This is a genomic window from Caballeronia sp. LZ016 (assembly GCF_031450805.1).
Lineage (GTDB): Bacteria > Pseudomonadota > Gammaproteobacteria > Burkholderiales > Burkholderiaceae > Caballeronia.
On the sequence record NZ_JARTVY010000002.1, the window covers coordinates 911,150 to 923,188 of the forward strand.

Annotated in this window: 9 protein-coding genes; 6 read left to right on the forward strand and 3 right to left on the reverse strand. The window is 61.8% G+C overall.

Going from position 1 to position 12,039, the window contains the following annotated elements; all coding sequences use genetic code 11:
* Window positions 1–21: 21 nt before the first annotated feature.
* Window positions 22–1,224, reverse strand: coding sequence for an ammonium transporter (locus tag P9220_RS17735; RefSeq protein ID WP_309766357.1), 1,203 nt, complete (start codon window positions 1,222–1,224; stop codon window positions 22–24).
* Between the two features lie 447 nt (window positions 1,225–1,671).
* On the opposite strand from P9220_RS17735, the gene P9220_RS17740 reads away from it, so the two are divergent.
* Together P9220_RS17740 and P9220_RS17745 are read left to right on the forward strand one after the other, a co-directional pair.
* Window positions 1,672–3,924 carry a TonB-dependent siderophore receptor gene (locus P9220_RS17740; protein WP_309766359.1) on the forward strand — a complete coding sequence of 751 codons (2,253 nt, stop codon included), beginning with the start codon at window positions 1,672–1,674 and terminating at the stop codon, window positions 3,922–3,924.
* Window positions 3,925–3,987: 63 nt separating this feature from the next.
* The gene (locus P9220_RS17745; protein ID WP_309766361.1) at window positions 3,988–4,671 is read left to right on the forward strand and encodes a Fe2+-dependent dioxygenase; all 684 of its coding nucleotides are present in this window, start codon (window positions 3,988–3,990) and stop codon (window positions 4,669–4,671) included.
* A 4-nt stretch (window positions 4,672–4,675) separates the two neighbouring features.
* Here P9220_RS17745 and P9220_RS17750 read toward each other — a convergent pair whose 3' ends face one another.
* Window positions 4,676–5,614 (reverse strand): LysR family transcriptional regulator, encoded by a 939-nt coding sequence (locus P9220_RS17750; protein ID WP_309766363.1) that lies wholly within the window; start codon window positions 5,612–5,614, stop codon window positions 4,676–4,678.
* A gap of 168 nt (window positions 5,615–5,782) precedes the next feature.
* Between P9220_RS17750 and P9220_RS17755 the strand changes: the two genes are divergently transcribed.
* The 4 genes from P9220_RS17755 to P9220_RS17770 all read left to right on the forward strand — a co-directional run bounded on the left by P9220_RS17755 (window position 5,783) and on the right by P9220_RS17770 (window position 10,458).
* Window positions 5,783–7,876 (forward strand): FUSC family protein, encoded by a 2,094-nt coding sequence (locus P9220_RS17755; RefSeq protein WP_309766364.1) that lies wholly within the window; start codon window positions 5,783–5,785, stop codon window positions 7,874–7,876.
* A 126-nt stretch (window positions 7,877–8,002) separates the two neighbouring features.
* A complete protein-coding gene (locus P9220_RS17760; protein ID WP_309766365.1) occupies window positions 8,003–8,194 on the forward strand; it encodes a hypothetical protein in 192 nt (63 codons plus the stop codon).
* Between the two features lie 336 nt (window positions 8,195–8,530).
* Entirely contained in the window at window positions 8,531–10,030 is a 1,500-nt protein-coding gene (locus tag P9220_RS17765) for a succinate CoA transferase (protein WP_309766366.1), read from the forward strand.
* A gap of 86 nt (window positions 10,031–10,116) precedes the next feature.
* Window positions 10,117–10,458 (forward strand): host attachment protein, encoded by a 342-nt coding sequence (locus P9220_RS17770; RefSeq protein ID WP_309766367.1) that lies wholly within the window; start codon window positions 10,117–10,119, stop codon window positions 10,456–10,458.
* Between the two features lie 26 nt (window positions 10,459–10,484).
* Here the strand turns inward: P9220_RS17770 and P9220_RS17775 are convergent, their stop codons facing one another.
* Window positions 10,485–11,870 (reverse strand): FAD-binding oxidoreductase, encoded by a 1,386-nt coding sequence (locus P9220_RS17775; protein ID WP_309766368.1) that lies wholly within the window; start codon window positions 11,868–11,870, stop codon window positions 10,485–10,487.
* Between the last annotated feature and the right edge of the window lie 169 nt (window positions 11,871–12,039).

The following is a 12,039-nucleotide window of genomic DNA, read 5'->3' on the forward strand; positions in this document are numbered from 1 at the left end:
ACCCGCCCTGTCAACGATGCATCACCCTGCCAGTTCGCGATCCGGCGTCGACGATATGCGATGTATCGCAAGGTCCGCGCCGTTGAATTCGTCTTCGCGTTCGAGCCGCAAGCCAACGGTCATCTTGATGGCGCCATACACGGCCGCACCGCCCGCGAGCGCGAGCAACACCGCGCCCAGCGTTCCGATGCACTGCGACCATACCGATACGCCGCCGATGCCGCCGAACGACCGCTGCCCGAAGATGCCCGCCGCGATGCCGCCCCATGCGCCGCACATGCCGTGCAGGGGCCACACGCCGAGCACGTCGTCGATACGCCAGCGGTTCTGAACGCAAGTGAACATCTGGACGAACAACACGCCCGCGACTGCGCCGACGATCAGCGCGCCCAGCGGATGCATCAGGTCCGAGCCTGCGCATACCGCGACGAGCCCGGCAAGCGGTCCGTTATAAGTGAAGCCCGGATCATTGCGTCCCGCGAACCATGCGGCGAGCGTTCCGCCGACCATTGCCATCAGCGAGTTGACCGCGACCAGGCCGCTGATCTTGTCGACGGTCTGCGCGCTCATCACGTTGAAGCCGAACCAGCCGACCGCGAGCACCCATGCGCCCAATGCAAGAAACGGAATGCTCGATGGCGGATGCGCGGCGATGCGCCCGTCCTTGTGATAGCGCCCATGACGCGGGCCGAGCAGCAGCACGGCAGGCAGCGCCACCCAGCCGCCGAACGCATGCACGACGACCGAGCCCGCGAAGTCATGGAACGGCGCGCCGAAGGTCTGCGCAAGCCAGTGCTGGATCCCGAACCGCTCGTTCCACGCGACGCCTTCCAGCAGCGGATAGACGAAGCCGACGATCACGCACGTCGCGAACAATTGCGGATTGAACTTCGAACGTTCCGCAATCCCGCCGGAGACGATCGCCGGAATGGCCGCCGCGAACGTCAGCAGGAAGAAGAAGCGCACGAGCGCATAGCCGTTGTGCTGCGCGAGGATATCGGCGCCGTGCATGAACTGCACGCCATAGGCGATGTTGTAGCCGATGAAGAAGTACGCCAGCGTCGACACCGCAAAGTCGACGAGGATCTTCACGAGCGCGTTGACCTGATTCTCGCGGCGGACGGTGCCGAGTTCGAGAAAGGCGAACCCCGCGTGCATCGCGAGCACCATTGCTGCGCCGAGGAGCAGAAAGAGCGTGTTGGTTCCGGATTGAAGGGCCTGCATGGTGCGTGGCTCATCTTGAAAAGCGGCGCTTTTTGCAAGATCCGGGCCATGCGAGTGCATCTTGCATGCGGTTGGTGCTTGGACCCTGCCGTACATGCGCCCGGTCGGTGCCGACAGCGTCCCGCAACTCGTGACGTTCGCGCTGCTTTGGTGCGGCCCGACCGATCGTGTTGCATGCGGCGCACCGCCGGCGTGCATGTAACACGCAGAATTCCGCACGCGTGCATCCGAGCCACCGAAAAGCCCTACTCGTCGACCCGTTCATTTCCAAATATTTCCGTAATGTGTAATGATACTGATTCGCATTAACAATTGCGATCATAGCTTGACCCAATGACGACAGCCGCCTTGGAACGACACATGGGCGAGCTGTTTCGTCATCGCTTCTGGGCGCTGAAATCCCGTTTCGCGCCAGTCGGAATCTACTAACAAGTATCGGGGAACGACATGTTGAGGAAAACGCCGCTTGCAGCGGCTCTGGTCACTATTGCCGCGGCGCCGATGGCCGCACCGCTTTATGCGCAGACCGCACCGCAGGGCGCGCTAGCCACGCAAGCAGCAGCGCCCGCGACGCAAGCCTCTTCCGCCACGGACGCTTCGGCCAGCCAGACCATCGCGCAGGCCGCCACGCTGCCGGCCGTCGCCGTGACCGGACAAAGCGACGCCGCTGCCGACTTCCAGCCCGAGATGTCGAGCGTCGGCGCCAAAGTGCCGACCGCGCTGCGCGACATTCCGCAGGCGGTCGTGGTCGTGCCGAAAGCCGTGCTGCAATCTCAGGCGGTGAGCTCGTTCTCCGACGCGCTGCGCAACGTGCCGGGCGTAACGCTGGGCGCGGCCGAAGGCGGCCAGATCGGCAACAACATCAACTTGCGCGGCTTCACGGCGCGCACGGACATTTATCTCGACGGCTTCCGTGACCGCGGCCAGTACTATCGCGACACCTTCAACCTCGAATCGATCGACGTGCTGTACGGTCCTTCGTCGCTGTATTTCGGACGCGGCTCGACGGGCGGCGTCATCAACCAGGTCAGCAAGCAGCCGAACCTCAAGCCGCGCGCCGACGTGTCCTTGCAGGCAGGCACGCATGACCGCTATCGCACGACGGTCGACATCAATCAGCCGTTGACGGATACCGCCGCCTTTCGCATCAACGCGTTCGGCCAGTCGCTCGGCTCGACGCGCGACGAGATGAAAAACAAGGACTTCGGCATTGCGCCGGAGGTGAAGTTCGGCATCGGCACGCCCACGCAAGTCACGCTGTCTGCACTTATTCAGCACAACTACGATCAGCCTGACTACGGCATCCCGCCGTTGAACGGCCATCCCGCTCCTGTCGATACGAAGACCTTCTACGGCTTCACCGACGATCGCACCATTCAGGACGTGCAGACGCTGAACGCGCGGATCGAGCATCGCTTCAACGACATGTTCACGGTACGCAATCAAACGCAATTCAGCCACTACAGCACCGAAGCGCGCGCGACGAACGCAGCGGCCGTACTGACCGGCCCACTCGGCACATCGACGGCGCTCACGAACGGCAATTACACGACGCTGCCGCTGTCCTCTTTGTATGTGCGCCTGCAAGGCAAGGATCGCAACATCAACGATCATTCGGTCTATAACGCGACCGATTTTCAGGGCAAATTCGCAACCGGCTTTCTCAAGCATGACATGCTGGTGGGCGTCGATCTGAGTCACGAGACGTACAGCAACCAGAGCTTCACCGCAACGACGCCGGGACTGCCCTCGAACACGCTGGCCATTGTGCCGCTCGTCAATCCGGCTTATACGCCGCGTCCTTCGAACTATCGCGAAGTGGCGACCAATCTCGCGGAATCGAGCGCGAACGGCATCGGCCTCTACCTGAACGATACGATTTCCATCGGCGAGCACTGGAAGTGGATCGGCGGGGTGCGCTGGGACCGCTACGAAGCGTCGATCAACAACTCGATCAACGCGCCGCGCTATGCGACGCAGACGAATTACTTCACGAGCGTCCGCACCGGCATCGTTTGGCAGCCGACGGAATGGCAGTCTTATTACGTGTCGTATGGGACATCGTTCAACCCGTCGCTCGAAGCGCTCACGCTCACGAACAATCAGCAGAACACGCCGCCCGAGAAGAACCGCTCGTATGAGATCGGATCGAAGTGGGACCTGTTGAACGGCGGGCTATCGGTGACGCAATCGCTTTTCAATATCGAAAAGACGAACGCGCGCACGCAGGTCTCGACCGGCGAATACACACTCGATGGCGATGTCAGAGTGCGGGGCTATCAACTTGGCGTGGCGGGCCACCTCACGAACAAATGGCAGCTGTTCGGCGGCTACACGTACATGAACGGCACGGTGGAAAAGGCGCTCGACGGCACCACCGGCAATACCCTCGCGAATACGCCGCACAACATGCTTACGCTGTGGTCGACCTATAACTTCACGCCGAACTGGGAGTTCGGGGGCGGACCTTCCTATGTGTCCTCTCGCTATGCAGCCAACAATAACCTGGTGAAGGTGGGCGGCTATACGCGCTGGGACGTGATGGCCGCGTATCATCAGAAGCGCTACGATATCCAGTTCAACGTGTGGAATCTGACGGACAAGAAGTACTACGACGCCCTGATTCCATCCGATGGCGGACGCGCGGTGCCGGGCATCGGCCGCACCTTCCTCGCGACGTTGAATTACCGCTTCCGTTGATGCCCACGCGCGCCGTTTCATCGCTCGAAGAAGCGGCGCGCGCGTCAAGTGACTTGCCGAATCATGATTCTTTCGATACCGAACGTACTCAGTCCCGAAGACGCCGCCGCGATGCGTGCACGTCTCGAAGCCAGCGACGCATGGGTCGATGGGCGCGCGACCGCGGGCTATCAGGGCGCGCCGGTCAAGCGCAATCAGCAGATTGCAGAAGGCTCGCCCATCGCGCGCGAACTGGGCGATATGATCGTCGGCGCGCTCGAGCGTCATCCGCTTTTCATCAGCGCGGTGCTGCCGAATCGCGTGTATCCACCGCTATTCAACCGCTATGAAGGCGGCATGCATTTCGGCAGTCATGTCGATGGCGCCATTCGCATCGTGCCGGGACATGGCGCTCGCGTTCGCACCGATGTGTCCGTCACACTGTTTCTTTCACGCCCCGAAGACTACGACGGCGGCGAGCTAGTGATCGAAGACACGTATGGCGTGCAGGAAGTGAAGCTGCCCGCGGGACACGCAATCGTGTATCCCGCGACGAGCTTGCATCAGGTGCGCCCCGTTACGCGCGGCGCACGTGTGGCGAGTTTCTTCTGGACGCAGAGCCTCGTTCGCGACGACGCCCAGCGCGCGCTGCTATTCGATCTCGACAACTCCATTCAACGCCTGAATGCGACCAACGGCGATGAAGCCGCCAAACGCACGCTCGTCGGCTGCTATCACAATCTGCTGCGCATGTGGAGCGAAACGTGACCGCTCAATGGTCTTGCGCGAGTTCCTCGAGCAGCGCTTCATCACGCGCGATCACATCGGGCAGATGTGCACGCAGAAACTCGACCCACGTGCGCGTCTTTGCATCGACGAACTTGCGCGACGCATAAAGCGCATAGAGATTCGTATGCTGCAGCGTGTACTGCGGCAGCACGCGCACGAGCGAGCCATTGCGCAAGCCGTCGATTGCAGCGTAGAGCGGCAACATGCCGATACCCATGCCTTCGCGTATCGCCACCACGAGTGATTCTGCGATATTCACCTGCACCGTCCCGCTGATCTGCAACGTCTCGCGGCCTTGCGGTCCTTCGAGCGTCCATTCGCGTGCGGGAAACGCAGGCGTCTGCAAGGTGAGGCAATCGTGACTGGCGAGGTCGGCGGGCTGCTCGGGCGTGCCGCGTGCATCGATATAGCCCGGCGATGCGCAAAGGATGCTGAACGTGCTTCCGAGCCGATGTGATATCACTTCCGAATCCGACAACGTTCCCGCCGATACCACCGCGACATCGCTGCTGCCTTCGAAAAGATCCGGCATGCGCTGCGATAGCGTCAACTCCACCTTCACGTCGGGATAGAGCGCGCGATAACGGGCGATGGCCGGAAGAATATAGTGCTGACCCACGCTTGCGAAACTGAACATGCGCAGCGTGCCCGATGGATGCTCATGCGCGCCGCTTGCTTCTTCTTCCGCGCCGTCGATATCGGCGAGTATCTGCAAGACGCGCTTCAGATAGCGCTCGCCAGCCGACGTGAGCGCGAGACGCCGCGTCGAGCGGTTCATCAATCGCGTGCGCAAGTGAGCTTCGAGTTCCGACACGGCGCGCGACATCGCGCCTGTCGTCGAGTTCATCGATTGAGCCGCGGCCGTGAAGCTGCCGGCTTCGATCACGCGGGCGAATACCCGCATGTTCTGTAGGGTGTCCATCAAACCTTCACAGTTGCCAGAGGGACGGTATTGTCCGCTCAATTGCCACAAGCATTGTTATCGAATCTGGAAAGAATGTTCCCTGATTCCCTCATTAATCCATGATCCGGTGCTGCCTACAATCGGCTGCTTCACGAAAGGGACGCAGCGGGCAAAAGCATGTCGTTCATGGATCAGCCGCGTGCAGGCGCAGCTTGTGCGCGAGAAGTCATCGACGGCCTGCGCGACTGGATCGCCACCGATGGCAGTGTCTGGCTGCATCTTCTGAAGACGCTGCTTGCCTCGTTCATTGCGATGGGCGTCGCCATGCGCCTGGAACTTTCGCAGCCGCGCATTGCAATGACGACGACGTTCGTGCTGATGCAGCCGTTCTCGGGCATGGTACTCGCAAAGAGCGTGTATCGCTTCGCGGGCACGGCGCTCGGCATGATCGCGGCGCTCCTGCTCGGCGCGGTGTTCGTTCAGGCGGCAGAACTCTATGCATTCGGATTGACGATCTGGGTCGCGGCATGCACGGCCCTCGCTGTGCGGCATCGGCAATTCCGGTGGTATGGCTTCGTGCTGGCGGGATACACGGCTGCCTTGATCGGCGTGCCTGTCGTGACCGCGCCGGATCAATTGCTGCTCGCAACGCTCACGCGCGGCGCCGAAGTGATGATCGGCATACTGTGCTCGAGCGTGGTCAGTGCGCTCGTGTTGCCGCGTCATGCAAGCGCGACACTTGTTTCCGCGCTCGAGCAACGGGAAGCCAGTTTCAATGACTTCGCCGCAAGCGTGCTGCGCGGTGGCCTGAAGCGCCGCGTGCGTGAGCGCCGATATGCGAGGCTTGTCGAAGAGATTGTCGGATTCGAATCGACACGGCGTATTGCGGCTTACGAGAACCCTGCCCTGCGCCGCCAACGTCTGCTACTCGCGCAATTGAACAACGCATTCATGGATGCCTGTGCGCGTCTGCATGCGCTGGACCAGTGCATCAAACGGCTCGGTTTGATCGACGAGCATTCCGCGCTTGCATTATGTCTTCACGAGCTCGCGAACCTGCTGGCTTCATCGCCTTGCGATGAACGCGCGCTGAAGCGCTTCGCCACATCGCTAGACGAACGTCTTAGCGATACATCGAACATCGATGTCACGACCAGTCTGGAATTGCTCGGCCGCTTTACGCGCGACATCGTTCGTCTGATGCGGATGCGCGCATCCATCGCAAGCGGAGAGCATTACCCATCCTCACGCGATGAGCGCACCGGTCCGCGCTATGCCGCGACGACGAATCGTTTCGTCGTCGCGGCGACTTTCGTTCGCTCGGGCGTGGTCATTGCGGCGGTCGCATGGTTCTGGATCGCGACAGCGTGGCCGAGCGGCGGACTCGCGGTCATTGCAGCGACGCTCGCTTGCGCATTGTCGTCCGCATCGGCGAAGCCGGCGAAGTTCGTCGCGCAAATGGCGGCCGGCGCGGCCCTTGCAACGGTACTCGGCTACGTCTACCTGTGTCATGTGTATCCCGCTATCGACGGCTTTGCGCTCCTGTGCGTGGTGCTCGCGCCGCCGCTTGCAGCAGGCGCATTTATCGCGATGCGTTCTGTCATCGCCGGGTATGGCATCGGCTTCTGCGTGTTCTTCTGTCTGCTCGCCGCACCGGATAACGCCGTCGTCTACGATCCCGGCCTCTTGCTCAACAACGGCATTGCGATCGTCGTATCGATGCTCGTTACCGCAACCGCGTGCGCTGTCATCGTGCCGCCTCGTACACCGTGGCTCGTCGGCAAGACGCTGGCCGCATTGCGCGCTCAGGCCGCGCTCGCCTGCGAAGGCCGGCTTTCCGGATTGAACGAGCGCTTTCATTCGGGCACGCACGATCTCATGGCGCAATTGCTCGGACTCATGACGCCTTCCTCGCGCGAGCATCGTCGCGCACTCGCGTGGATGCTCGTCACACTCGAAGTGGGACACGGGATGATCGATCTGCGCACGCTGCGCGCTTCAGTGAATATCGACGAAGCACCGGTATCCGTACGCATCGCATGGTCGTCATCGATCGCACAGATGCTGCATGGCGTTGCAATGCTGTTTCGCACGCCATCGAGCGCGACGCTGCGCCGTGCGATCAACGCTGTCGTATCGTCGATATTCGCAAGCGATGCGTTGCTCCAATGCCTGCGCGCGCCCCAGGCAGCACGCGACCTGCGGCGCGTTCTGGCGTGCCTGCATTTCATCCGCAGCGCACTCGTCGATCCCACGGCGCCCTTCGATACCCATCGCTAGGCCGATCCTTCCTCAAGCTGGAAATGTGCCTTACCCGCAGGACGATTTATCCGCCGGATGACGCGACTTATAGTGCCCGCGTGCCTGACCATCCGACGCAGCGCACACGTCTCAAAGGAAAAGACCATGAAGCCGTTGAAGATCATGCTTGCCGCAATCATTTTCACGGGCGCATCGCTCGCGATTGCGCAAACGTCCATGCCTGCCTCTGACAAAGCCGCAGGCGACACGAATCAGCAGTCCAAGCAAGCGCCGCAGCGAGCGCAGGAATGCGTGGGACCTGCAAGCTATTGCAGTGTCTTCTTCGGCGGCAGTTGATTCTTCGCGTTCGATGTCGGCGCGTTTGCAACACTGAAGCGCGCCGAATTAGACAAAGCGCAAAGAGTCGCATGGTGCAGGCTGCGCTTTCGATGCGCCGCCTATGAAAACAGCGAGGGATAACGAATAATCGCGCCGTTGCCCTGCCCTCTCTGTCCGCAGCATCCTGGCGTCGCGCATTGCCGCCAACCATCGAAGCCTACGCAAGACATACCCGATTAACGCGCCGCATCGATGCATGCTGAATGAAGCGCGCGTGCTTTGATACGCCGTTTCAATGGCGGAAGACGAGACCCTGGCCGGGGCACGAGCCAGTCAGTGTTAGTGGAGATATCGATGTTGGATGACCGTATTCGTTGTGCCGCCCTGCGCGGAAAGATCACTTCCGCAGCCGTCGCCGCGCAGCTCGTACACAACGGCATGCGCGTGGGGGCAAGCGGCTTCACGCGCGCCGGCGACGCCAAGGCCGTGCCGCTGGAAATCGCGCGACGTGCGCGCGAAGAAAGCGGCCCGCTTCGCATCACGTTGATGACCGGTGCATCGCTCGGCAACGACATCGATCGCATTCTTACCGAAGCCGGCGCGCTTGAACGCCGCCTGCCCTTTCAGGTCGACGCTACCTTGCGCCGCGCGATCAATCGCGGCGAAGTCATGTTCATCGACCAGCATCTGTCCGAGACCGTCGAGCTCTTGCGCGACAATCGCCTCGGCGCGCTCGATCTCGCGATCATCGAAGCCGTCGCCATCACCGAAGCGGGCGGCATCGTGCCGAGCACGTCGGTCGGTAATTCAGCGACCTTCGCCATGCTGGCGAAGAAGGTCATCGTCGAGATCAACCTTGCGCAGCCGCTGGGCCTCGAAGGACTGCACGACGTATGGTCGCCTGCGCCGCGTCCGGGGCGCGCGGCGCTGCCTTTGATGCGCGTCGAGGATCGAGTGGGGACGCCCTCTATCGACATCGCGCCGGAAAGGATCGCGGCGATCGTCGTGACGAATCAGCCGGACAGTCCGTCGACTGTGCTGCCCGCCGATGAAGACACCGCGCTGATCGCGGGACATCTCGTCGAATTCTTCCAGCATGAAGTGTCGCGCGGCCGTCTGCCGAAACGATTGCCGCCGCTGCAGGCGGGCATCGGCACGATCGCCAATGCAGTTTTGTCCGGCTTTGCGGCATCGCCGTTCGAAGCGCTCTCGCTTTATTCGGAAGTCCTGCAGGATTCCACTTTCGATCTCTTCGATGCAGGCAAGCTCTCGTTTGCATCGGGCGCATCGATCACGCTTTCTGCCACGCGCCAGGAGCAAGTGTTCAGGGAGATCGACCGCTATCGCGAGCGCCTTGTTCTACGTCCGCAAGAGGTGAGCAATCATCCCGAAGCGATTCGCCGCCTCGGGCTCATCGCCATCAACACCGCGCTCGAAGCGGACATCTACGGAAACGTCAACTCCACGCATGTCGGCGGCACGCACATGATGAACGGCATTGGCGGCTCCGGCGACTTCGCGCGCAATGCGTCGTATGCGGTGTTTGCAACGAAGTCCATCGCGAAGGACGGCCGCATCTCCAGCATCGTTCCGATGGTCCCGCACTGCGATCACAACGAGCACGACGTGGACGTGATCGTCACGGAACGCGGGCTTGCGAATCTCACGGGTCTGGCGCCGCGTGAGCGCGCGCTTGCAGTGATCGAGCATTGCGCGCATCCGCTTTATCGCGATCTCTTGCGTGACTACTATCGCGATGCAGCAGCGCTCGGCGGACATACACCGCATCGGCTCGATGCAGCGTTCGCCCTGCACACCCGCTTTGCACAAGCCGGCTCCATGCTTCCCGACTGATCGACAACGTGAGGCATTCGCAACGGCGAAGATTCGGCGCACAATGCCTGAACGTCGCCCGAAGGCGGGCGGACAGGAGGAGCACCATGACCGCCATTACGTGGGTTCTCGCCGCAGACGGCCGCCGCGCCCGGATCTTCGAAACGCGGGGCCTCGCGCTCGATCTCCAGCAAGTCGAGGACATTCGAAATCCCGCGCTGCAGGCTGCCGATTCGATCGACAAAGGCCGCGACTCTTTCGCTAAAGCACTCGCATCGTTTCTTGAAGAAAGCCGGTTGCGTCATCGCTTCGACCGCTTGCGGCTTGCGGTCGAGCCGGAGTTCCTCGGCGCATTGCGCGAGCGTTTGAGCAGCGAAACGCTGAAGCTGGTGTACGAAGCGCGCAGCAACGAGGTATCGAACGTGAATGTACAGGACGCGCGCCGCTGAAGCGCTTATGCGGCGCGTGTCATTCCTTAAGCGGGCTGGATGTTCTGATTGCTGCGGAACAGATTATCCGGATCGTAACGCCGCTTGACTTCCGCAAGCCGCTCGAAGTTCCGCCCATACGCCGCTTTGACGCGATCCCCCTCGTCGCCCGTCAGGAAGTTCACGTAGACGCTGCCTATCGCATGTGGCGTCAACGCGGCGAACATGTCGCGGGTCCATTGCGTGCACTTCTCGTCATCCGCAGCTTCGGTCCATCGGCCGTGGATGTTGATCGTATAAATGGAGTCGCGATTTGCATACGCGGTGGCGTCGACGGGAACGCGGTTGGTCTGCCCGCCCATGGCCCCGATGAACACTTCGCAATGCGGCGACGGCACCGCGAGCACGGCCTTCGTGAGCACGTCGAAGGTCTCGTCGCTCAAGGACGCGAAGTTGTGGGACTTCCAGTAATTGCGCGCACCCGGCGTGAGCAGCGGGTCGAACGCCTTCTGCCACATGGCGAAGGGCATCGGTCCCAGATGTTCGCCATACGGCGTGCCGAACGACCGCACGGGTTCGAGCGCCTTCGCGCCGTCCTCCACCGGGCCGATAAAGCAGCTTGCTAGCGCAATGACCGGCTTGCCATGCACATCCTCCGGAAGGAACGGCAAAGGCGGCGCAAGACGCATCACGGCCCATACCGTCATTTCGTCGGGGCTGGCCGCGACGAAGTCACGATACTTCGGCAGCACTTCTTCGGCCTGTTCGAGCGGATACACCACGAGCCCGCCATACACTTGCGGCCCCACTTCGTGCAGGCGAAATTCGAACAGCGTGACCACGCCGAAATTGCCGCCTCCGCCGCGCAACGCCCAGAACAAGTCGGGTTCCGACTCCACGCTCACGCGCCGCCATTGGCCATCCGCCGTGACGACGTCCGCAGCGACGAGATTATCGACGGTGACGCCGAACTTGCGGCTGATCCATCCGAAGCCGCCACCGAGCGTGAGGCCGGCAACGCCCGTCGTCGAATTGATGCCGAGCGGTGTCGCCAGTCCGAAGGCTTGCGCTTCGTGATCGAGATCCGATAACAACGCGCCGGGCTCCACATACGCGCGTTTCGATTGCGGATCGACGCGCACTGACTTCATCGCGGACAAATCGATCATCAATGCGTCGTCGCTGACCGCGCTGCCCGCGATGTTGTGCGCGCCGCCGCGTATCGATAACAGCATCCCGTTGTCGCGCGCGAACGCGATCGCCGCGATGACATCGGCCGTGCCGGCGCAACGCACGATCAATGCGGGGCGCCTGTCGATGGTCGCGTTCCACACCTTGCGCGCTTCGTCGTAATCGGGGTCGGCGGGCGCAATGACCTTGCCGCGCACTGCCGTCTTGAGGGTATCGATCGATTCGACCGGAATGTTGACCATGGAAGACCTCGCTGCATCAGAAACCGCGCCGCGACGTGCCTGACCCTGCCATCTGGAACGCTAGAGCGCAAGGAATCCGCCCGATAAGGCGGGATTGCGATGACGGACGTGACTGTCCGCTCGTTGATTAAAGGACCGACATTGCAGAATGTAAAGTGCTGCGCCAGTA